This is a genomic window from Amycolatopsis ultiminotia, assembly GCF_039536925.1.
GTDB lineage: Bacteria > Actinomycetota > Actinomycetes > Mycobacteriales > Pseudonocardiaceae > Amycolatopsis > Amycolatopsis ultiminotia.
Window position 1 is genome coordinate 403779 of the sequence record NZ_BAAAZN010000003.1, and the last position, 21217, is coordinate 424995.

Annotated in this window: 20 protein-coding genes; 12 read left to right on the forward strand and 8 right to left on the reverse strand. The window is 67.7% G+C overall.

Features of this window, described 5'->3' with window-relative positions; all coding sequences use genetic code 11:
* The first annotated feature begins 79 nt into the window (after window positions 1-79).
* Window positions 80-1420, forward strand: coding sequence for an MDR family MFS transporter (locus tag ABD793_RS09605; protein ID WP_344857729.1), 1341 nt, complete (start codon window positions 80-82; stop codon window positions 1418-1420).
* Window positions 1417-2244: a mycothiol conjugate amidase Mca gene (gene mca, locus ABD793_RS09610; protein ID WP_344857731.1), complete on the forward strand. Its 828-nt coding sequence runs from the start codon at window positions 1417-1419 to the stop codon at window positions 2242-2244. The genes ABD793_RS09605 and mca overlap by 4 nt, the downstream gene beginning before the upstream one ends.
* Window positions 2245-2580: 336 nt before the next feature.
* Here mca and ABD793_RS09615 read toward each other — a convergent pair whose 3' ends face one another.
* Entirely contained in the window at window positions 2581-3735 is a 1155-nt protein-coding gene (locus ABD793_RS09615) for a cytochrome P450 (RefSeq protein ID WP_344857733.1), read from the reverse strand.
* Between the two features lie 396 nt (window positions 3736-4131).
* Here ABD793_RS09615 and ABD793_RS09620 point away from each other — a divergent pair, with 396 nt between their 5' ends.
* The 4 genes from ABD793_RS09620 (at window position 4132) to ABD793_RS09635 (ending at window position 6944) form a co-directional block, all read left to right on the forward strand.
* Window positions 4132-5007: a DUF5926 family protein gene (locus tag ABD793_RS09620; protein WP_344857735.1), complete on the forward strand. Its 876-nt coding sequence runs from the start codon at window positions 4132-4134 to the stop codon at window positions 5005-5007.
* Between the two features lie 70 nt (window positions 5008-5077).
* Window positions 5078-5431, forward strand: coding sequence for a DUF952 domain-containing protein (locus ABD793_RS09625; RefSeq protein WP_344857737.1), 354 nt, complete (start codon window positions 5078-5080; stop codon window positions 5429-5431).
* Window positions 5432-5553: 122 nt separating this feature from the next.
* Entirely contained in the window at window positions 5554-6117 is a 564-nt protein-coding gene (locus ABD793_RS09630) for a SigE family RNA polymerase sigma factor (protein WP_425548679.1), read from the forward strand.
* 473 nt (window positions 6118-6590) lie between these two features.
* Window positions 6591-6944: a hypothetical protein gene (locus tag ABD793_RS09635; protein WP_344857741.1), complete on the forward strand. Its 354-nt coding sequence runs from the start codon at window positions 6591-6593 to the stop codon at window positions 6942-6944.
* A 1138-nt stretch (window positions 6945-8082) separates the two neighbouring features.
* Here ABD793_RS09635 and ABD793_RS09640 read toward each other — a convergent pair.
* The 3 genes from ABD793_RS09640 to ABD793_RS09650 all read right to left on the reverse strand — a co-directional run bounded on the left by ABD793_RS09640 (window position 8083) and on the right by ABD793_RS09650 (window position 10845).
* Window positions 8083-8634 carry a ferritin gene (locus tag ABD793_RS09640; protein WP_344857743.1) on the reverse strand — a complete coding sequence of 184 codons (552 nt, stop codon included), beginning with the start codon at window positions 8632-8634 and terminating at the stop codon, window positions 8083-8085.
* 130 nt (window positions 8635-8764) lie between these two features.
* Window positions 8765-9970 carry an arginine deiminase gene (locus ABD793_RS09645; RefSeq protein ID WP_344858108.1) on the reverse strand — a complete coding sequence of 402 codons (1206 nt, stop codon included), beginning with the start codon at window positions 9968-9970 and terminating at the stop codon, window positions 8765-8767.
* A gap of 50 nt (window positions 9971-10020) precedes the next feature.
* The gene (locus ABD793_RS09650) at window positions 10021-10845 is read right to left on the reverse strand and encodes a CPBP family intramembrane glutamic endopeptidase (protein WP_344857745.1); all 825 of its coding nucleotides are present in this window, start codon (window positions 10843-10845) and stop codon (window positions 10021-10023) included.
* Between the two features lie 22 nt (window positions 10846-10867).
* On the opposite strand from ABD793_RS09650, the gene ABD793_RS09655 reads away from it, so the two are divergent.
* The gene (locus ABD793_RS09655) at window positions 10868-11335 is read left to right on the forward strand and encodes a PPOX class F420-dependent oxidoreductase (protein ID WP_344857747.1); all 468 of its coding nucleotides are present in this window, start codon (window positions 10868-10870) and stop codon (window positions 11333-11335) included.
* Between the two features lie 274 nt (window positions 11336-11609).
* Here the strand turns inward: ABD793_RS09655 and ABD793_RS09660 are convergent, their stop codons facing one another.
* On the reverse strand, window positions 11610-12410 hold the full coding sequence (locus ABD793_RS09660; RefSeq protein ID WP_344857749.1) for a DUF2470 domain-containing protein: 801 nt from the start codon (window positions 12408-12410) through the stop codon (window positions 11610-11612).
* Window positions 12411-13355: 945 nt separating this feature from the next.
* Window positions 13356-14528, reverse strand: coding sequence for a homogentisate 1,2-dioxygenase (locus ABD793_RS09665; protein ID WP_344857751.1), 1173 nt, complete (start codon window positions 14526-14528; stop codon window positions 13356-13358).
* Between the two features lie 97 nt (window positions 14529-14625).
* On the opposite strand from ABD793_RS09665, the gene ABD793_RS09670 reads away from it, so the two are divergent.
* Entirely contained in the window at window positions 14626-15480 is an 855-nt protein-coding gene (locus ABD793_RS09670) for a hypothetical protein (RefSeq protein ID WP_344858111.1), read from the forward strand.
* A complete protein-coding gene (locus ABD793_RS09675; protein ID WP_344857753.1) occupies window positions 15477-16115 on the forward strand; it encodes an IclR family transcriptional regulator in 639 nt (212 codons plus the stop codon). Before ABD793_RS09670 ends, ABD793_RS09675 begins: the two co-directional genes overlap by 4 nt.
* Here the strand turns inward: ABD793_RS09675 and ABD793_RS09680 are convergent.
* Together ABD793_RS09680 and ABD793_RS09685 are read right to left on the reverse strand one after the other, a co-directional pair.
* On the reverse strand, window positions 16112-16726 hold the full coding sequence (locus ABD793_RS09680) for a DUF998 domain-containing protein (RefSeq protein ID WP_344858113.1): 615 nt from the start codon (window positions 16724-16726) through the stop codon (window positions 16112-16114). The two genes, ABD793_RS09675 and ABD793_RS09680, sit on opposite strands and share 4 nt — an antisense overlap.
* Window positions 16727-16908: 182 nt before the next feature.
* On the reverse strand, window positions 16909-17508 hold the full coding sequence (locus ABD793_RS09685; protein ID WP_344857755.1) for a TMEM165/GDT1 family protein: 600 nt from the start codon (window positions 17506-17508) through the stop codon (window positions 16909-16911).
* Window positions 17509-17680: 172 nt separating this feature from the next.
* Between ABD793_RS09685 and cutA the strand changes: the two genes are divergently transcribed.
* The 3 genes from cutA to cydB all read left to right on the forward strand — a co-directional run bounded on the left by cutA (window position 17681) and on the right by cydB (window position 21199).
* Complete coding sequence (gene cutA, locus ABD793_RS09690) at window positions 17681-18001, forward strand: divalent-cation tolerance protein CutA (RefSeq protein ID WP_344857757.1); 321 nt, start codon at window positions 17681-17683, stop codon at window positions 17999-18001.
* Window positions 18002-18205: 204 nt separating this feature from the next.
* Window positions 18206-19693 carry a cytochrome ubiquinol oxidase subunit I gene (locus tag ABD793_RS09695; protein ID WP_344857759.1) on the forward strand — a complete coding sequence of 496 codons (1488 nt, stop codon included), beginning with the start codon at window positions 18206-18208 and terminating at the stop codon, window positions 19691-19693.
* Window positions 19694-20191: 498 nt separating this feature from the next.
* Window positions 20192-21199: a cytochrome d ubiquinol oxidase subunit II gene (gene cydB, locus ABD793_RS09700; RefSeq protein ID WP_344857761.1), complete on the forward strand. Its 1008-nt coding sequence runs from the start codon at window positions 20192-20194 to the stop codon at window positions 21197-21199.
* Window positions 21200-21217 lie beyond the last annotated feature (18 nt).

Consider the following 21217-nt stretch of genomic DNA (forward strand, 5'->3'; position numbering starts at 1 on the left):
AGGTCCATCATAATTTTGTACTTGACCCATTGGATGGGTTGAACCTAATCTGAGGCTCGACCTAATGAATGGGGGCCTGATGCTCACGCATGCGCCGGCCACCGACGCCGCGCTCCGTCGTCTCGGTGGAGTCCTGATCATGGGCGCGGTGTTGTCAGTCCTCGACGCGACGATCGTGTCGGTCGGCATCGGCGTCATCGCTCGTGACCTGGACAGTTCGCTTCCGACCGTGCAGTGGGTGGCCAGCGTGTACCTGCTGGCCGCTTCGCTCACGATCCCGCTGTCCGGCTGGCTCACCGACCGGTTCGGCGGTCGCCGGGTGTGGATCGCGGCCGTCGGGTTGTTCACACTCGGCACGGTCCTGTGTGGATTCGCTTGGTCGGCCCCGGCGTTGATCGCGTTCCGGGTACTGCACGGCCTCGGCGGCGGACTGATGCAACCGGTGGGCCAAGCGATCTTCGCGCAGGCGGCCGGTCCACGGCTGGGCCGAATGATCGGCGTCGTCACGCTGCCGGCCACCGTCGCCCCGGTGCTCGGACCGATGCTGGGCGGCGCTCTGGTCCAGAACCTGGGCTGGCGTTGGCTGTTCTTCGGCGTTGTGCCGCTGGGCGTCGCCACGCTGGTGCTCGCTTGCCTGCTGTTGCCGCGCGACGAGTCCGCGGGCGCGCGTGACCGGCTGGACGTGCGCGGGCTCCTGCTGCTTCCGACGGGTCTCGGCGCGCTGGGGTACGGCCTTGGTGAGGGTGCCGGCTTCCTCGCTGTCGTCGGCGCCGCGCTGCTGGTGGCGTACGGATTTCACGCCCGTCGCGTGAATTCTCCATTGCTGGATCTGAAGTTGTTCTCGCACAAGGCATTTACTGTTGCGAGTGCGAGCACCTTCCTGCTCGGCGCGTCGCTCTACAGCTCGATGCTCTTGCTGCCGCTGTACTACGAGCAGGTCGAACGCGCTTCCGCGTTGACTGCCGGACTGCTGTTGGCACCGCAGGCTCTCGGCTCGGCGGCGGTACTGGTCGCGGGCGGGCGGTTGCTCGAACGGTTCGGCCCGCGCGCCGTGCTGCTCAGCGGAATCGGACTGTCCTTTGTGGGCACTGTCGCCTTCGCTTGCCTAGGCGCCGCACCGAGTCCGGTGCTGTTGACCGCGTCGTTGCTCGTGCGAGGGATCGGTCTCGGCGCCACGACCACCCCCGGTATGACGATGCTGTACACATCCCTCGAACGCAGCCACATTCCACGGGCGGCCAGCGCGATCAACGTCATCAACCGCATCGGCGGCTCGCTCGGAACCGCGCTGCTTGTGTCCGTCCTACACAGTTGTCCACCGGGTGCCGGTGCGTTCGGGACCACGTTCACCTGGGCTCTCGGACTCTCTGTGCTGAGCCTCGTACCCGCCGTCTTCTTCCCGAAAGGAGCTCGCGCATGAACCTGCGCCTACTGGCTGTCCACGCCCACCCCGACGACGAGTCGAGCAAGGGAGCCGCCACTCTCGCACGTTATGCGGAAGAGGGCGTCGACGTCCTGGTGGCCACGTGCACCGGCGGTGAGCGCGGCGATGTGCTCAACCCAGCGCTCGACCAACCTGAAGTGCGACAGGAACTTCCCGCCATCCGGCGCCGCGAGATGGCCGAGGCAGCAAGGATTCTCGGTGTGCGGCAGCAATTCCTGGGTCACGTCGACTCCGGCCTGTCCGAACCGCTGCCCGACGGCTGCTTCGCACGGCTCACCCTGCGGGACGCGATGCAGCCGTTGCTGGAGCTGATGCAGGAATTCCGTCCACAGGTTGTGGTCACCTACGACGAGTCTGGCGGCTATCCACATCCCGACCACATCCGAACCCACGAAATCACCCGCGCTGCCTTCGACGCTGTGGACAACGGCGAGCCTCGCAAGCTCTACTACCTGGCCACCCTCAGCCGAGCCTGGTTCCAGACCATGCACGACGCGACAATCGCCGCCGGACAGGAATCACGCATGGGACCGGTACTCGAAGAACTACCACCGGTCGACCTCCTGACCGTGACCACCCGCATCCGCTGCGAGCAGTACTTCGCCACCCGCGACGAGGCACTACACGCGCACGGCACACAGACAAACCCGGCACACCCGTTCTTCGCGCACTCCCGGGACATCGAACGAACCGCCTGGCCCTGGGAGGACTACCACCTGGCCCGCACGACAGTCCCCAACGCACCCGGAACGTCCGGCACGCCCAGCCTGGAAGACGACCTGTTCGCCGGCCTACGTTGACGCCCGAACGCGGACCCGTTGGCGCCGCCCGGCTTGGGCCCGCCGAGGCTGGCTGGCGAGGCTGGCTTCCGGTCGGCTCGCGCTGGGTTGGCTGGCTTCCGGTGGGCTGGCCCTTTGCCGAGGCTGACTTGGGCTGACCTGCACGGGCCTCCGGCACGCGGAGCGCGCCCGATCTGTTGGGCTGGCGGCTTGCGTGCGCTCGCGTGAGTTGGTCCGTATGGGCGGACCCGCTGGGTCCGGCCGGCGTTGGCCGATCCGCCTCCGCCGGCTTGCTCGGGCGACCTGCCTGGGCTGACTCGCCGCTGCCGGTGCAGCCGCGGCGCGGCCTTCCGGACCTCAGGCCGTCACCGGCAGCGTTCGCAGGCCGCGGATGACGAATTCCGGCCGCTGCTCCGGCTTTGCGGCCAGGCGGAGGCCGGGCAGCCGAGTCGTCAGTGCGGTGAGTGCCGCGGCGATTTCGACGCGGGCCAGCGGTGCGCCGACGCAATAGTGGATGCCCATGCCGAAGCCGAGATGCGCGTTCGGTGAGCGGCCGACGTCGAGGCGGCCCGGGTCCTCGAACACCTGTGGATCACGCGCCGCGGCGCCGAGCAACGCGCCGATCTTCTCGCCTTTCGCCACTGGGAAACCGGCGATTTCCACATCGTCGGTCGCGGTGCGCTCGAACAGTTGCAGCGGTGCGTCGAAACGGATCAGTTCTTCCACAGCCGGTTCGAGCAACGTTGGGTCGGACCTAAGACGTTCCCACTGGTCACGGTGGGTGAGCAGGGCGGTCACGCCGTTGCCGATCACGTTCACGGTCGCCTCGTGGCCGGCCATCAACAGCAGCACCGCCGTGGCGACCACTTCGTCGGCAGTCAACTCACTGGCCATCAGGTCGCGCACGATGCCGCCGGGCGCGCTGCGGACGACGTCGCGCAGGTAAGCGACGAAGTCGGCAGCAGCCTCTTCGGCGGCGTCCTGCCCGGCTGCCGGCAAGTCGTACTCGTACATCTTCACGATGGCGTTGCTCCAGGACACGAGCTGCGGCCCGGCTTCGGCCGGCACCCCGAGCAGCTCCGCGATGACCGCGACGGGCAGCGGCTGCGCAAGGTGTTCCAGCAGGTCGGCGCTGCCGTCTGTGGTGATCTTGCCGGCCAGCTCGTCGACCATCGACTCGGCGAAGCGTGCCACCATCGGTCGTAACCGCTGCACGTGGCCACGGCCGAACTCGCCGGCGATAACCCGCCGCAACCGGGTATGCGCGGGTGGTTCGTTTTCCAGCAGTGAGTTGCGGTGCAGCAGGTTGAACGACGCGAACCGCTCCAATGGCTGCGCGTCCTGCCAAATCCGGCCGAGCGCACGGTGCCGCAATACGGCGGCCGAAGCGGCGTGCGACACCGCCACGGCAATGCCGAGGCCGTCATGACGATGCACTTCACCGGTTTCCCGGAGAGCGGCGAAAGCGGGATAGGGATCGGCGAGGAAGGCAGGATCGCGAGGGTCGAACACCTGCTGACCTTAACCCTCTGTCACAGCAGTAAGCCTGTTACTGCCGCTCGAGCAGAAAGACCCCTCGCCGAAAGCACCCGCGTGCTGTGTGACCGTGAAGCGATCGACCACCCAGCCGGCACTCTCGACCGCGGCAGACCACTGCTCCCCGTAGTAGAACTTCCGTCCCCATCCAGCCGGATGCACGCCATGAATCGCTGGCGTCCGGCGTCGTGCTCAGCCTTCGCTTTCGCCGCGAGTTCGTCGAAAGAGGCTTTCCACGGGATTCCCATGCGGGCGATTCGACCGGCCCGCACGCCTCGGGTAAAGACGTGCGCCACTGACCGACTGCAACCCGGGCGCCTCCGCACCTGGCTGCTTCGATAGCGTCGTGCGTCGAGCTTGGAGGAGGCTGAAGTGGGCAAGGGCGCGCGTAAGAAGGGGCCGAAGCAGGACCGCAAGCCGAAGGTGCGCGACGTCTTCGTCGGCCAGCCGTTCGAAGGTCTGACGGCCGAGCCGGAGCTGATCGCGTTGCGCGAGTTCGTTCCGTCGGCCACGGCGAAGCTGACGCTCGCCGACGGTGGTGACATCACTCTCGGCACCGTGCTGCCCATGGCCGCGGCGGCTTTCGTCCGGTCGGACGGCGAGCGCTACCTCGGGCTTCAGGTGCAGACCCGCTCGTCGGACGTCAGCCGGGACCTCGGCCGTTCGCTGCGCTGGTTGCAGGATGCCAAGCCGGGCGACGTGCTGTCCGTCCCCGACACCACGACGCCGACCGAGCCGGACGAGCACAACCGGCTGCAGGACCTGCTCGTGCCGGGTGCGGAGCTGGACGTCACGCTGCACAACGACTTCGCGTGGTGGCTGCCCGAGGACACCGACGCGACGGGTGACGTCGCGGTGTCGCTTGAGCGCGCGAACGCGGCGATCATGCCGACCGAGCGGCTCGGCGCCGGCGCCTACTGGGTGCTCGCCGGCGAGAAGGCACACCTGCGCTGGGTTCGACCCGAACCGGAGAACCTGCTGTTGCAAGCGCTTGCGCGACTGTCCGGCGCGGGCACCCTCGGGCTGGGGGAGGGCACCCGGTACGCCGGTTCGTTCCGGGCGCACGGACTGCTGGTCCCGGTGTGGGACCTCGACCCCGAGGCGCACGCACGAGAGTGGGCCGAACCCAAGGAACAGCTCGGCGCCCGTCTCGAGGAGGCACTCAAGTCACTCGACGCCGAGCCGCTGAACGCCGCCGAGCGCCGGGCTCGCGATGGGCTGATCGGGCGGCAGCTCACCATCCGCTGATCCGGGTTGTCCACTTGTGGACAGGCTCAGAGCCATCCACAAGTGGACAACTCGATGGGACGATCACACCGTGATCATCCACATCTGCAGCCGTGCCGAGTGGGACGCAGTGCCCGCCGAAGGCCAATACCGCGCCGCCTCCCTCGACGACGTCGGGTTCATCCACTGTTCGGATCCGGGCACCGTCGCATTGCCTGCCAACAGTCTCTACCGGGACCGCGCCGATCTCGTCCTGCTCGAGGTCGACCCGACCAGGGTGAATGCCCAGGTCCGCTGGGAGGACGGCGTACCTGCGCACCCGGACGGAATCTGGTTTCCGCACGTCTACGGACCGATCCCGCGAAACGCTGTGGTCGCGGTACACGATTTCCCAGCTGAGCCGGACGGCTCGCGGAAGCTGCCCGCGGCACTTTCGGTGCGCTGAGAGTTGTCCACAGTGCACGAAAAGTAGCGAGCACGGCCGGACAACCTGCGGGGGCGCTCATGCGTGCTGGGGATGACGGGGAACCGCGTTCCGGTGAGGCCATCCGGGAAGGGGGCGACGGGGTGACGGCAGCGGCACCTCTCGTCGCGGGTGACGCCAAGGCGTGGGCGGCGGGTGAGCAGGTCGAAGCTGTCCGGCACGCCGATTTCGCTGACTTCGTGCGTGCCGCGTTGCCCGGGTTGCTTCGCTACGGACACGCGCTCACCGGCAATCCGCACGACGGCGCGGACCTCGTTCAGACCGTGCTCGAAAAGATCGGCACACGCTGGTCCTACGTGTGCGAGAAGACCGGCGACCCGATCGCGTACGTGCGGCGATCCATGGCGAATGCGCATATCAGTCGATGGCGGCGGACTCGGCGGGAGAACCTCGTCGCAGACCCGCCGGAGACGAGCTCGTGCGCGCCGAAAGACCCGTTCGAGCACGAGCCGTTGTGGCAGGCACTACGGGCTCTGCCGCCGCGGCAACGCACGGTGATGGTGTTGCGCTACTACGAGGGACTGTCCGAAGTGGAGATTGCCGACACGCTGGGAATCAGCCGGGGAACGGTGAAGAGCCAGGCCAGCAAGGCGATCGCGTCGTTGCGGGTGAAGCTCAAGCAGCAGGACGGGAGCGAGGCCGGGTGAGCGGGTCCGAGGACGAGCTGGAGCAGCAGCTGCGCGCTCTCTTCGCCGATGACCGGCTCGCTGTCGAGCCACCTGACGATGCTGCGTCGGCGATCGTGGCGGGCGCGAGTCGGCGGCGCCGTCGGCGAAGGGTGCTGAATTCGGCTGCCGGGGCAGTGTGCGTACTGACGGTTGCCGCGGGTGGGGTCGTGGCGTTTCAGCTGCGTGCGCACGACGAGGGGACTGCGGTGTCCGCTCAGCCTGTCACGGAGAGTGGTGCTCCGGCTGTTCCACCGTCGTCAGAGTCCCCGTCGAGCACCGCGGACTTGCCCGTCCCGCATCCGAACGTTCCGCCGCCGTCGTCGGTTGAGATGCACTCGTCTACCGAGTCTCCTGAGCCGCGGACTTCGAAGTCTCCATCCGGCCGGTCGAGTGCACAGGTGACGTCCGGAGCCCTGTTGACAGCCGAGGGTCTCGGCGGCGTGAAGCTGGGGATGACTGAACAGGAGCTGACCGCCGAGGGGATCACGCTCACGCCGCTGAAGGAGTCGTCCGGCTGCAAGTATTACGACGTCGCCGGTGCGGGGACCCCCGCAGCGACCGCCGTGGTGTCGCCCGAGCGCAGGGTGGTTGCTGTGAAGCCGGCCGGCTCCGCACACACCCCGGAGGGCGTCGGCGACGGCTCGACCAAGGACGAGGTCACGGCGACCTACCCCGGCACATCGGAGACCGCGAGCGGCCTGGTTTCCCCGGCCGGCGACCAGGGCACCTACCGATTCAGCCTCAGCAAGGACGGCGCGGTGCGAAGCGTCGAGGTCCACACCGCGAGTCACGACTGCGCGGGCTGACCGCTGGATAACGTTCGGTTCGGAGTCGGTTAGGTCGAACCCAAGGCCCGCGTTCGCGGTCTGTGGACAGGTCTGGCCCGTCGACGCCACCTGTGGACACACCGTCACCGCGAACTGATTCGGCGTACCCAGGGCCAGCGGGCCAGCGGGCCAGCGGACCAGCGGCAGGTCCGGCGGATTCGGCTCGACAGGACCGACCTGCCGGCGGGACACCTGAACCACTTCCTCCTGGCGCCGACGGAGCCTGACGTACCCCGGTCGGTACCGGCGGTGCCAGGCGTCGCTGGTGGCGGGGTGTCGGCTGGCTCGGCTGGTGCGGGTTGTGACTCGGCGTGCCCAGGTGGTATCGGCGTGCCCGGCTGGCGTTGGCGGGGGTGCTGGTGGGTTTGGGTGCTTTGGGTTGAGGTCTGGTGTCACTGTCTGGCGTGCGCGGGGCCCGACATCCACTGGGGCAAGCGACGCCGAGTGTCACTTCTGGCGGCGATGGGCTTCGAGCGACTTCGCTGCTGTGGGTTGGGGCTTGGCGTGCCCAGGTGGTGTCGGCATGCCCAGGTGGTGTCGGCGTGCCCGACTGGTGTTGGCGGGGGTGCTGGTGGGTTTGGGTGTTTGGGTTGAGATTTGGTGCGGCCGAACTGTGTCGGCGGGGTCCGCGTGTCCCGTTGGTGTTGCTGGCGTCAGGTGTCGTTGCGGGAGTGTTGGTGGGGCTTCGGGGGCTCCGGGAGCTTCGGCTGCTGTGGGCTCGGACTCTTGTACTCGGAGCGTGCCTCTTGTGGGCTGATGTTCAGGGTGTCCGGCTGGGTTGGTGGAGAGGGCTGTGTGACAGTTGCTCTTGCCGTAAGTTTGCTCGTCGCCGTCGCCGTCGCCGTCGCCGTCGCTGGTTGGCTGTGGTTGCTGCTTTGGGCGTCGCCGCGGCTGTGGTCAGTGGTGGTGCGCAGGTTGTGCACGGCTTGCGCGGCCGGGGTGTCTTGGACGGGCCTGACGGCGCCTATTGTTAGGTTCAACCTACTTTTAGGTTGATGCTATCGGCGGGGATATCCCCAGGTGGATAGTTGCGACAAGACGAAAGCCCGAGTTGTCCACCTGGGGACAACTCGGGCTCTGGGATCTGGCTCCGGGCTCCAGGGCCTGCCGACGGCGGTTACAGCGCGCCGCCTGCGACCGGGGGCATGTTGGCGTCTGCGGCGTCGTCGCCGACGGACTCGCGGTGCAGGAACTTCTCGATCTCGTACACGTTGTCCCCGGCACGGCGTGCGACGGTGAGCAGCGTGGACATCTGCGAGATCTCCTCGACCTGCTCCTTGAGGAACCACTGCGTGAACTGCTCGCTGATGTAGTCCTCCTCGGCCCGCGCGGCCTTTGCCATCGTGGAGATGTCAACGGCCACCTCCTTCTCCTGCGCCAGTGCGAGCTCGATCAGCTCGATCGGGGAGGAGAAGTCGTTGCGGACGTCGCCGGAGCTGGGGATCTCGATGTGGTGGTCACGGTCGAGCATGTACTGGACGAGCGCCATCGCGTGATTGCGCTCCTCGACCGACTGCTTGTAGAAGTGCTTCGCGAGCTGCGGCAGGTCCTCGTTGTCGAACCAGACCGCCAGCGCGATGTATTGCTGGGAGGCGTTGAACTCGTTGTGGATCTGCGCCTGCAGCAGTTCGTAGAACTTCGAGCGCGGTTCTTTCTTGGTGACGGCCATGCTCATCACGGTACGACAAGACGCCATTGTTTTCCACTTTTAGCTGGTGATCTCCACCCTATTAGGGTTACCATTCCTAACGAAAGAACTGCTTATTTTGGTTAGCCTCCCCTTAATGGAAGACGGGTTATTAGGAAAGGCTAACTTCGGCATGTGTGGTGTCGCGACGCACCGGGCACGACATGCACCGGGGCCCGCCGCGGCCGGAGCCGAGTTCGGAGCCGGTGATCGGCAGCACCTCGATACCCGCCGCGGTCAGCCGTTCGTTCGTCTCCACGTTTCGTTCATAACCGACGACCACGCCGGGGGCGAGGGCAAGCGTGTTGTTTCCGTCGTCCCACTGTTCACGTTCGGCGGTGACCGGGTCGAGTCCGGTGTCGATCACGCGCAGCCGCTCGATGCCCATGGCTTCCGCCGCGGCGTCGAGAAACGGAGTCGGGCCTGCCACCTTTACACCGCCGTCACCGGTTGGCCGGAGGGTGAAAGCGGTAAGGGAATCGCGGGCAAGTGGATACATCACAACCGCGTCGACGTCGACCATCGTGCAGACGGTGTCGAGGTGCATAGTCGCGCGCGATTGTTCTATCGGCACGGCGACGACGGTGTGTGCGAGACCGTCGGCGAAAACGGAGCGGGCGAGCGACTCGGCGCCAGCCGGGGTGGTGCGCTCGCCGACTCCGATGGCCAGTACGCCGGGCGCCAGCAGCATCACGTCGCCGCCTTCGATCGGTGCGGAATGCGCGCCGTACGCGCGTGCCGCGTGCCGAAACCGCGGGTGGTAGGCGTACACGAGGTCGAGTACTGCGGTCTCCCGTCGCCGGGCCGGCATGGTCAGCGACGAAATGGCCACCCGGTCACCGATCCATGCCGAAGAATCACGCGTGAACAGCAGGTTCGGCAGTGGGTCGACGGCGAAGTCGCCTGGGTCGTGCATCATCCGCACCAGCGACGCACCTTCGGCCGAAGGCAGCTCTTCGAAGGTCATACCGGCCATCAACACCTCGGCGAGGGTGTGCGCGTCGGTGCTCGCTAGGTGCGACCTAAGCGAATCCGCAAGGTCGGTGCCAAGGCGTCGATCATCCACAGCTGCGTGCACACCGGCGGCGTGCGCCCGGGAGTCCTCGAGCGCGATACGGAGAGTGTCGGCGAGGAGTAGTACTTCGACGCCCCGGCTGCGCAGGACGTCCGCGAACGCGTCGTGTTCCTGCTGGGCTCGGTCCACCCACGGGATGGAGTCGAAGAGCAGCTGGTCGTTGTTGCGGGGCGTGAGCCTTTTGAGCTCGTTTCCCGGTCGGTGCAGGAGAACCGCGCGCAGGGCCCCGACTTCACTGTCCACCCTTGGTGGTGCCGTCATGTCGCTCACCAGACGAGCCTAATAAGCGTGCGTCAGGGGAGCCAGGAAACGTGGCCTTTCAACAGCGAATATCCGACGAAAGACACCACATCGAACAGGGTGTGCGCAGCGACCAGCGGCCACAGCCGGTTGGTGCGCTGCCACACCCGGCCGAACACCAGGCCCATCACCAGGTTGCCGACGAACCCGCCGAAGCCTTGGTACAGGTGGTACGAACCGCGGAGAACGGCCGCGCCGAACAGCGCGGTGTTCTCCCGGACGCCCAGCTGGCGCAGCCTGGTCAGCAGGTAGCCGATGACCAGGATTTCCTCGGCGAAGGCGTTGCCGAAAGCGGAAAGCGTCAACGCAATGGGCCGCCACCAGGTGTCGTCCAAAGTGGATGGTTGGATCGCGAGGCTGATGCCGAGGTGGTAGGCCAAAAAGTACAGTCCGAGGCCGGGAATGCCGATCAGTGCGGCGATGCCGATCGTCACCAGCGTGTCGAAGCGCGGCTTGCGCCGGTCGAGGCCGAGGTCGCGCAGCTTCAGTCCGGCCCGCCACAGCAGGTACAGGCCGAGGCCGCCCCAGCCGATCAGCTGTGCCGCGCTCAGCAGCTGCTGGAGCAGGTCCAGCACACTCGCGGCCGCCTGTGGAACGTTGAGCTGGGCTTGCTGCTGCGCCAGCGGTACCGGTCGCAGCAGGGAGTCCACAAGGGACAGCAGACTGCGCGCCCCGGAGAGGCCGAGGGTGATGCCGAAGACGAGCACCAGCTCGAACTTGATCGCGCGCCGTTCGCCGGGGTCGGTGATCTGCCGCGGGAATTCCGGCTGAACGGGTCGCAGCCATGCCCGCGGGCCCGATCGCGCTGTGGTGCTCATGAACGCACGCTACCGTCGGGGTATGCCGAGGACTATCGCCACCAACACGAAGGTCGACCGGGCCGAGCTGATCGAGTTCCTGAAGCCCCGCCATCACGCGATCCTGGTCACCACCCGTTCGGACGGACGGCCGCAGCTGTCGCCGAACTCCTGCGGGGTCGACGACGAGGGCCGCATCGTCATCGCGACCTACCCGAAACGGGCGAAGGTCGTGAACCTCCGTCGTGAGCCGAAGGTTTCGGTCTGTGTGCTCTCGGACGAGTGGAACGGGCCGTGGGTCCAGGTCGACGGCACCGCGGAGGTGATCGACCTCCCGGAGTCGGTGGAACCGCTTGTGGACTACTTCCGAGCCATCTCGGGTGAGCACCCGGACTGGGACGAGTACCGCGAGGCGATGCGCAAACAGGGCAAGAGCCTGATCCGCGTCACCATCGAACGCTGGGGCCCGCTCGCCACCGGCGGCTTCCCGCCGGAGCTGGCCGACGACTGATCCACCGCGCCCAGGGTTGTCCCCATGAGGACAACTGATCCACGGTTTCGCTGGGGACTGCGGGCCCACCGCTCGCGGGTTGTCCACGTGGGGATGACTGATCCACGACGTCCCTGGGGACTGCTGATCCACCGCTCGTAGGTTGTCCACCTGGGGACTACTGATTCGCGACGCTCGGGTTGTCCACGTGGGGATGATTTATCCCACGGCGCCCCGGCTATCCCCATGGGGACAACCGGGCGCGCTCAGCGGACTGGTGTGCGGTGACCGGTGGTCAGCGTTCTAGGTGCTGGTTGTGCAGGAAAGGGCAGCCGACCAAGCGGCGGAGTTCGGCGGCCAGCTCGGGTGGGCCGTCGACCGGGCGGGAGAATGCCAGTCGTACGTCGTGGTCGCCGGTGTCGGACTCGACGCGCAGGCGGAGGCCGAACCGGTCGAGGCCGAGCGGGCGGATGCGGCCGCCGCGTAGCTCGGACGGCAGGTGCCGGGCGAGCTGTTCCACGACGTCCGGATGATCGCTTTCCAGGTGCCGCAACCACTCGGCCTCGTAATCGTGGAACGGATCTGGCGGCGCGGCGCTGAACATGTGTGGCCGCAGGGAGTGCGTGCCCTCCGCGTCGGCCAGCACGAGTGACGCCGGGGTGAGGCGCAGCAGGGTGAGGCCGTGCCCGACGTCCAGGAGGCGGTGGTCCGGCCGCTCACCGGCGATCGCGATTGCGCGAGCTCGCGCCGAGACCGCGGTCAACGGCCGGAGCCACCCGGTTATCCACAGCAGGCCGCGGATGGGCTCCCGAAGCGGCACGGGAGCGTGGTCGGCGAGCTCGACCATGACGGCGAGCTCGCCGCGTTGAGTCTGCCGGGATGCGCGCACCATCGGGTGCTCGTCCGGCAGAAGAATGCTGACGCTGCCGCTGTGGTGCACGTGGTGCATCACGGGCTCGACGCGTTCGGCGTCGCAGTCGGCGCGTTCGACGGTCGGCATGATCGTCGCCGGCCCGTTCCGCGTCGCGATCGTCTTGGCCCGTTCGGCGGGATTCGGCGCGGGCGGGCGGCGGACGGATGTCGTTGCCTCGGTCACGGCTCACCTCCTACTTAGGTGAGCCTAACCTGATCTCGCGGGCCTTGGGAAGAGCCGGACCAGGATCATGTGGATGGATTCATCACGGCGTGCGGCATCCCGCCTGCCGCACGCCGGACCCCGGCGGCTATCTGTGGCGACGGCCGCCATCGCACACTCCGCGTACAGCGGGCAGGCGACCTTGCCTCGAACCAGTCATGAAGCGCTCAACGCACCCGAACCGGCGCGAACGTGCTTGAGTGGCGTTGCTGCCCGAACTGACGCTGCTGCCAGCGCCGGAGCCGGCACGACTGGGCCGGTGCTAGCGCGCTCGAACCGACGTTGCTGTGTCGAACTAGCGCTGAACTCGCCCGAGCTCGCGTTGCTGCGCCGAACCGACGTTGCTGCGCCGAACCGACGTTGCTGCGCCGGGCTGGCGTTGTTGTGCTGGGTCGACGTTGCTGTGCTGGGCTGGCGTCGCTGTGCTGGGCTGGCGTTGTTGTGCTGGGTCGACGTTGCTGTGCTGGGCTGGTTCTGCTGTGTCGAACTTGCCCGAACTGGCGCTAGACACACCCGAATCAGTGCTGCTGTGCCCCGGACCGCTGGCGCGGCCGGTCGACGCTGCTGCGTCGGCGCCGGGCCCAATGCGCCCGAAAGGCGCCCGCGCGCGAACTGGCGCCAGCGCGGGCGAACTGGCGCGGCTGGGCCGAACCGGTACGTGCCGAACCCGGCATCCAACGCGCTCGACCTGGCGCGGTTGTCGGCCTGGCACGGCTCCTGGACCTGCGCCAGTGTGCCTGGATTCGTGCTCTACGCATTCGAGTCAGCTTGTGCCCGGGCTGCCATTAGCACTCAACGCGGCCCGAATCGGTGCCAGTGCGGCCGACCCGAACCCGGCGCCGATGCGTCAGTGCGTTGAACCCGCTGCCAATGCGCCCTCGGTGCCAACGTGCCGAAACCGGCGCGCTACCCCTGCGGGCCCCGTTTCGACCAGGTCCAGGCGTACCCCGGATCCTCTGCTGCGTCGGCGGCTTCGCCCAGGTCCAGTGGGGTGAAGGTGTCGACCATGACTGCCGTTTCGTCGAAGAACTCTGCGCCGATCGAGGCCTCCGCCGCGCCGGGCTGTGGGCCGTGGGTGAAGCCGGACGGGTGCAGGGACAGTGAGCCGATGCCGATGCCCGAACCGCGGCGGGCCTCGTAGTTGCCGCGGACGTAGAACATCAGCTCGTCGGAGTCGACGTTCGCGTGGTTGTACGGCACCGGGATCGAGTCCTCGTGGTAATCGACCTTCCGCGGGCAGAACGAGCACACCACGAAGTTCGGCCCTTCGAACGTCTGGTGCACCGGCGGCGGCTGGTGCACCCGGCCGGTGATCGGCTCGAAGTCGTCGATGTTGAACGCCCAGGGGTACAGGCACCCGTCCCAGCCGACGACGTCGAACGGGTGCGTCGCGTACGTGTAGCGGGTCAGTCCGGCGCGGTGTCGTACCAAGACCTCGACGTCCGAGCCTTCGGCCAACAGCGGAGCGACAGGCCCGCGTACGTCGCGCTCACAGTATGGCGAGTGTTCGAGGAACTGCCCCTTCGCCGACAGATACCGCTTCGGTGGGCCGACGTGGCCGCGCGCCTCCAGGATGAACAGCCGTACCTCGTCGTGCGGCACCACGCGGTACGTACACGACGTCGGGAGCACGACGTAGTCGCCGTCGCCGACCTCCAACGCCCCGTAGATGGTCTCCACCGTCGCGGAGCCGCCCTGGACGTAGAAGAGCTCGTCGCCTGCCGCGTTGCGGTACAGCGGGCTGGGCGCGGTAGCGACGGCGAAGCAGATGGTGACGTCGTTGTTGCCGAACAGTCGTCGCCGGTCGGTGACGGCGTCTGCGGAGGCGCCGTACTTCAGCTCAGGTGTCTTGAAGTGCCGCGGCTTGAGCGGGTGGTTCGGCGTGAGCGCGCCCCGCTCTTCCTGCACCGCTTCGGCGTTGACGATCGCCGTGGGCATACCGACGTGGTACAGCAGGGCTGAATCGGCGGAGAAGCCCTCGACGCCCATCAGCTCCTCGGCGTACAGGCCTCCGTCCGGCTTTCGGAACGCAGTGTGCCGCTTGTGCGGAATCTCGCCTACTTGCCGGTAGTAAGGCATCGGTGCCTCCTCGGGAAACCGCCCCAGCAGCGTCCGCTGAGCGAACGATTTTGTCCTCTTGTCGTACGCTACTAGCGTGTCAGTCGTGTCAAGCGCTGTGGAACTCACGCCCCCCGGCCCTCGTGGAATTCCTCCCCTGTTCGCGCGGCTCGTCGACGACTCGGCTCTCTTCCCGCCCGCCGACGCCGCCATGCCCGCCGCACTCCGTACGCACTTCGAATCGCGCACCGGAGAACACGCCGGTGTGCTCGGGGTCTTCCTCTGCCAGGCTTCGCGGCTGCCCGAGCTCATCACCGAGCTGATCAAGGTCAAGCCGAAGGAGCCGTTGCCGCTGTCGCTGATCATCGACACCGGTCTCGGCGGCGTACCGAAGGCGATCTCGATCGTCGAATCGCGCAGCGAGCTGCTGTCGTTGCGGATGGTGGAGATGCCCGCGCCGTCCGATGTCGACGAGGTGTGGCTGGAGCGGGTCTCGGAGTTCGTACCCGAGGACGTGATCCGCGTGGTGGAGCCACGGCGCGGCGTCGGCTGGCTGGACGGTGTGCGCAAGGTGATCGAGCACGGCAGCTGGCCGAAGATCCGGTGCGGCGGTCAGGCCGGCGAGAACTTCCCCAGCGTGGACGAGGTCGCCGACTTCCTGTCGGTGGTCAGCGCCTCGCCAGGTGCCTCGTTCAAGGCGACGAACAGCCTGCACCGCGCGGTCCGCCACGTCGATCCGGACACCGGCTTCACGCACCACGGCTTCCTCAATCTCCTGGTCGCGGCGGCACGCTGCCTGTCCGGTGGTGACGTCCGCGCGGCGCTGGAATCCACAGACGGAACGGCGCTCGCTGACGAGGCGCGCGCGCTGGCGGAACCGGCTGCGAAGGCGGTTCGGGAGCTCTTCGCGTCCTACGCGGCGGCGTCGTTCGCCGAGCCGGTGGCCGACCTGGGCGAACTCGAGTTGTTGTGAGCAGCGAGGGGTCGCTGACTCTCGACCGAGGCCTCGCGCTGCTACAGGCAGTGGCTGATTCGGGCGAGCAGGCGGCGACCATCTCCGAGCTCGCGGTCACCATCGGCGCGAGCCGCGCGGCGGTGTACCGGCTGCTGGTGCCGCTGGTCGAGCGCGGCCTGATCTGGCGTGACGGCGCGAAGGTGCGGCTGGGTGTCGGCGTGCTGCGGCTGGCCGGGCAGGTGCTGCCGCAGCTGCGGGAGGCCGCCCGGCCGGTGTTGCGGGAGCTGGCGGAGACGGTGGGAGCCACGGCGCACCTGACGGTTGCGCAGGGTGACCAGGCACAGGCCGTGGCGGTGGTCGAACCGTCGTGGACGAACTACCACGTCGCCTATCGCGTGGGCAGCCGTCATTCGCTGAACGCGGGCGCGGCGGGGCGGGCGATGGGCCTGCGGCCCGGCGGTGACGCCTGGGCCAGCTCCACCGGAGAGCTCGAGGCGGGTGCGTCGGGAGTGGCCGCGCCGGTGCGTGGGGTGCCGGGCCTGCGGGCGAGCGTCGGGGTCGTCTCGCTGGAACCGTTCGACGCCCGTGAGGTCGGGCCCCGGGTTGCGGTCGCCGCGAGCCGGCTCGCCGAGGTGCTGCGGGCGGCGGTTTAGCCGCGCAGCTGCGTGGACGCGGTCAGCAGTGGCCGGACCATGGTGAGCAGCAGTGCGAGGTCGACGGTGAACAACAGGCGCTCGAACAACCCGAGCGTCACCTCTTGGTGGGTTGGTCCGGTGAGCAAGGTGAGGACGAACCCACCGAGAACGACCGCGACGCTGGCGAAACTACCCACAGCCAGCCGGCGGATCGCCGTGCGGCGAGGTTCCCACGGGCAGGTCGCGCGGCCGCGCCGGGTGAGCAGCCAAGCCGCCGTTGGCAACGCCAGGAACGCGACGAGCGCAGCTACGTTGTGTAGCTGGCCGTGGAAGGAGCGCGCTTGTCCATCCGGGTCGACCGGGACTGTCGCGCACACCGTCAGACCCGCGCACCACACACCGAGCAGGGCCACCACGGCCGGCGAGCGCCGCGCGCGCAGCAGCCCGGCCAGCAGTGCGAGCGAACCCAGTGCGAGCGCGAGGCACATGGCACCGAACAGCGGTGCGGCCGAGCGGTCACCGAGCCGGCCGTAGACGTATTCGGACAACGTCTGCCACACCGGGCTGACCTGTGCCGACAGTCTCAGGTGCAAGTCAGCTGCGAGGACGACGGCCACACCGATGCCCATGAGTGCGAGCCTGCCGTGCACCGGGGACACGGCAGTGCGCGCAATCGCGGATGTCGGCACCGGTACTCCTCTGCAGTCATGGCAGAGGGCAAGGTCCCCGACTCCACCGCCGGTTCACCTTGCCCTCATCCACCGGATCTGCAGAGGTTACCCACCGTTGGGGTGAAGTCGCTGTAGAGCGCTCACCAGAGCAGCTGGGCGAGGGCGAACACGGCGAAGCCGGCGAACACGAACCCGGCGACGCGTTGGATCAGCTTCGGCCGGATGCGATCGCGGATCTTGGCGCCGATGAACACCGCGAGCCCGGCGACGGCCACCAGCGCGGCGAACGCACCCACGCCGACCGCGACCGGGTTGCCGATGCGCGCGGCCAGCCCGGCCGTCGCCAGCTGTGAAGCGTCGCCCCACTCCGCGGCGAACAGCACGCCGAACGACGTGAGCGCGGAACGCAGGAACGACAGCGGCACGGGACCGGAGCGCGACGCGTCATCACCCGCGTCGTCACCTTCGCGGAAGCCTTCCCGAAGCAGCATGAACGAACCGATGCCGAACATGGCGGCGACCAACAGGGAAACCAAGGTGTCCGGCAGCAGGGTGAGCACGCTGCCGAATGCCACCGCGATAACGCATTGCACGGCGAATGCCGCGCACACTCCGGCGAATACCGGCCAGGCGCGGAAACGGGTGGTCAGCACGAGGGTCGCGACGAGCGTCTTGTCCGGCAGTTCAACTGCGAGGACCAGGCCGAACGCGGTGGCGAGAGCTACAAGAGCGGTAGACATGTGCTGGTGGCACCCCTTTCGCTGCAACGATAAAGGAGCGATCAAGAAAGGGGCAAGCTGATGGGTTTCTCGAATTGCCGGATACGGGCTTGTGAATAGCCGTGGCCGGATTGGCTGATTATTTTTTTCGGCGTACCGAAATCCGGATTCCGGCTGCGGTACGGTGCGGGCCATGTCTGCTGACCACGTCGTCGTCATCACGACGGTCGACTCCGAGGCCGCCGCCCGCACGCTCGCCGCGAGCGCTGTCGAGGCCCGGCTGACCGCGTGCGCCCAGATCGTGGGCCCAATCACCAGCGTCTTCCGGTGGGAGGGCGAGGTGCAGACCGCGGCCGAATGGCGCATCGAGTGCAAAACGGCGGCGGACCGGGCCGGCGCGCTGGAAGAGTTCTTGAACGTGCGGCACACCTACGACGTGCCCGAGGTCGTCGTCATGCCGATCACCGGCGGGAGCCCGCGGTACCTGGAGTGGCTGGTGGAGGAGACCCGCTGACGCGGCCGGGAGTGTCTGCCACCTGATCGGGCGTACCGCAGGGTTGTCCCCAGCCGGTCGCAGTTGTGGACCGGGCACGGGGTTCGTCCTGGTCGGACCGCATGCCCGAGTCCTGCCGCGGGGAGCGGTGCGGGACGTTGGTCCCGGCTTGTTCAGGACGTGTTGAACTGGCTGGTGACCGCGGCCGCGCGGAGTATCGAACTCGTGGATGTCCTTGAGCTCGCGCGGTGGCAGTTCGGCATCACCACCGTCTACCACTTCCTGATGGTCCCGCTGACCATCGGACTCTCGGTGCTCGTCGCGGCCATGCAGACCGCGTGGGTGCGCACCGGGAACCCACGGCATCTCAAGATGACCAAGTTCTGGGGCAAGCTGCTGCTGGTCAACTTCGCCATGGGCGTGGTCACCGGCATCGTGCAGGAGTTCCAGTTCGGGATGAGCTGGAGCGCTTATTCGCGCTTCGTCGGGGACGTCTTCGGTGCGCCGCTGGCGATGGAGGGGCTGGTCGCGTTCTTCGTCGAGTCGACCTTCCTCGGCCTGTGGATATTCGGCTGGGACCGGCTGCCGAAGAAGGTCCACCTGGCGTGCGCGTGGGCGTTTTCGCTCGCCACGGTGGCCTCGGCCTACTTCATCCTCGCGGCCAACTCGTGGATGCAGCACCCGGTCGGCGTCGAGTTCGTGGACGGCAAGCCGACGATGAACTCGATCGGCTCGGTGCTCACGAACAACACGGCGCTGGCTGCGATCCCGCACACGCTGGCTGGGGCGTTCTCCGTGGCGGCGGCGTTCCTGGTCGGCGTGGCGGGCTGGCACCTGTGGCGCAAACGTGGTTCGTCGGACGAGCACCGCGAGGTCTGGCGCTCCTCGTTGCGCCTCGGTGGCTGGGTCGGCGTGGTGGCGTTCGCCGTGCTCGCGATCACCGGCGACACCCAGGGAAAGCTGATGTTCGAGCAGCAGCCGATGAAGATGGCCTCGGCCGAAGCGTTGTGCCACACGGAAAAGCCGGCGAGTTTCTCGATCATGGCGATCGGCGACGTGCGCGGCGCCAACTGCGAGGATGTGAAGACCTTCACCGTGCCGGCGCTGCTGTCGTTCCTGGCGCACAACGACTTCTCCACCGAGGTCAAGGGTGTGGAAAACCTGGTGGGCGAGTACCAGGCGAAGTACGGCACGAACTACCCGGACGACCCGGCACTGGGTCCGCTCGCCGGACAGCCGATCGACTACGTCCCGAACCTGCCGGTCACGTACTGGGGTTTCCGCGTGATGATCGGTTTCGGCGCGATCTCCGCCGGCATCGGGGTACTGGCCCTGTGGCTGACCCGCCGCGGCCGCATCCCGAACGGCCACTGGTTCCCGCTGCTCGTCCTCGGTGGCATTGCGACCCCGTTCATCGGCAACAGCGCGGGCTGGATCTTCACCGAGATGGGCAGGCAGCCGTTCGTGGTGGCCCCCAACCCGACCGGTGTGGAAGGCATGTGGATGTTCACTGCGCAGGCAGTGTCGAAGCTGTCGGTGGGTGAGGTGTGGACGTCGCTGATCACCCTGACGTTGCTGTACCTGGTGCTGGGCGTGGTCGAGCTGTACCTGATGCGCAAGTACGTCCGAGGCGGCATCGAAGCGGTCATGCCACCCGCCCCGCCATCCCCGAAGGAAGGCTCCGATGACGAAGCCCTTTCGTTCGCCTACTGACCCGGTGAGGCGGGCCTGGGTGCAACCCGCCTCACCGGCCCGTGCCGGCGTCCTGGCCGCTACTGCGGGTGAACCGGACGACCTGGCACCGGCCCCGATGGTGCGCACTCCTCGGCCAGCGGCGGTCGCGGCTGTTGGACGTGCGGTGGTTGCTGGTCGTGCCGTGGTCGCCGGGCGTGCGGTGGTCGCTGGTCGTGCGGTGGTTGCCGGGCGTGCGGTGGTCGCTGGTCGTGGGGTGGTTGCTGGTCGTGGGGTGGCTGCCGGGCGTGCGGTGGTCGCCGCTCGTTCGGTGGTTGCTGATTGTGCGGCGGCGCCGGTTGTTGACTGGTTGGCGGCGCTGGTCGCCGCCGGTGGGGTGGTTCCGGCTGTGCACACCCGCTGTAGTCGGTGGATCGCTCTCCCGGGTTACCCACAGCGGGTCTGTGGACAACTCGATCAGTTGTGGATAACTCAGGGAGCTTGCGTGGACAAACCGGCTGAACCGGGAGGTGCGGGGCGATGACACTCGAAACGGTCTGGTTCGCGATCATCGCGGCGTTCTGGCTGGGCTACCTGTTCCTCGAGGGGTTCGACTTCGGGGTGGGCATGCTGCTGCCGGTGCTCGGGCGGGACAACACCGAGCGACGCGTCATGGTCAACACCATCGGACCGGTCTGGGACGGCAACGAGGTCTGGCTGATCGTCGCGGCGGGCGCGACCTTCGCGGCGTTCCCCGGCTGGTACGCGTCGTTGTTCTCCGGTGCCTACCTTCCTCTGCTGGTCGTGCTGCTCGCGCTCATCGGACGTGGTGTCGCGTTCGAGTACCGCGGCAAGGTCGACTCCGAGCGTTGGCGGAAGACCTGGGACCGCGTGATCATGATCGGTTCCTGGGTGCCACCGCTCGGCGTCGGGATCGTGCTGGCCACGACTGTGCTCGGCCTACCGCTCGATCCACAGGGCAACCGCGTGGGTTCGGCCTTCGAAGCGGTGCGATGGGACACGCTGCTGGGCGCGCTCGCCATCGTCGGGTTCGCACTGGTGCACGGCGCGACGTTCCTCGCTCTCAAGACCGACGGTGACCTGCGGGAACGTGCCCGGGTGCTGGCCATGCGGATGCTTCCGGTCGCGCTGTTGCCGATGGTTGCGTTCCTCGTCGTGGTCCAGATGCGCGAGGGCGAGCTGTGGACACTCATCTCGCTGGTGGTCTGCGTCCTCGCCGGCGTCGTGGCCTGGCTGCGGTTGTACGTCGATCGGGACGGTCAGGCTTTCGCCGCGCTGGGGATCGTGATCGCCGCCGCTGCGGTGACGTTCTTCGGTGCGCTCTACCCGAACGTCCTTCCGTCCACCGGTGATCCGGCGAACTCGCTGAGCATCGCGCAGGCGGCGGCGAGCCCGTACGCGCTGAAAGTGATCACCTGGGTCGCTGCGTTCGGCGCGCCGGCAGTGGTGATCTACCAGGGTTGGACCTACTGGGTTTTCCGCAAGCGCATCGGTGTGCAACACATCCCGGCGGTGCATGCACCGTGACCACGCTTCCCGGCCGCG

Coding starts and splice junctions, on each gene's coding strand:
- ABD793_RS09665 (WP_344857751.1), bottom strand. CDS start 14,528: ATGCCTTACTACCGGCAAGTAGGCGAGATTCCGCACAAGCGGCACACT.
- ABD793_RS09650 (WP_344857745.1), bottom strand. CDS start 10,845: ATGAGCACCACAGCGCGATCGGGCCCGCGGGCATGGCTGCGACCCGTT.
- ABD793_RS09685 (WP_344857755.1), bottom strand. CDS start 17,508: ATGTCTACCGCTCTTGTAGCTCTCGCCACCGCGTTCGGCCTGGTCCTC.
- cydB (WP_344857761.1), top strand. CDS start 20,192: ATGACACTCGAAACGGTCTGGTTCGCGATCATCGCGGCGTTCTGGCTG.
- cutA (WP_344857757.1), top strand. CDS start 17,681: ATGTCTGCTGACCACGTCGTCGTCATCACGACGGTCGACTCCGAGGCC.
- ABD793_RS09640 (WP_344857743.1), bottom strand. CDS start 8,634: ATGGCCGTCACCAAGAAAGAACCGCGCTCGAAGTTCTACGAACTGCTG.
- ABD793_RS09680 (WP_344858113.1), bottom strand. CDS start 16,726: ATGGGCATCGGTGTGGCCGTCGTCCTCGCAGCTGACTTGCACCTGAGA.
- ABD793_RS09635 (WP_344857741.1), top strand. CDS start 6,591: ATGACTGAACAGGAGCTGACCGCCGAGGGGATCACGCTCACGCCGCTG.
- ABD793_RS09655 (WP_344857747.1), top strand. CDS start 10,868: ATGCCGAGGACTATCGCCACCAACACGAAGGTCGACCGGGCCGAGCTG.
- ABD793_RS09605 (WP_344857729.1), top strand. CDS start 80: ATGCTCACGCATGCGCCGGCCACCGACGCCGCGCTCCGTCGTCTCGGT.
- mca (WP_344857731.1), top strand. CDS start 1,417: ATGAACCTGCGCCTACTGGCTGTCCACGCCCACCCCGACGACGAGTCG.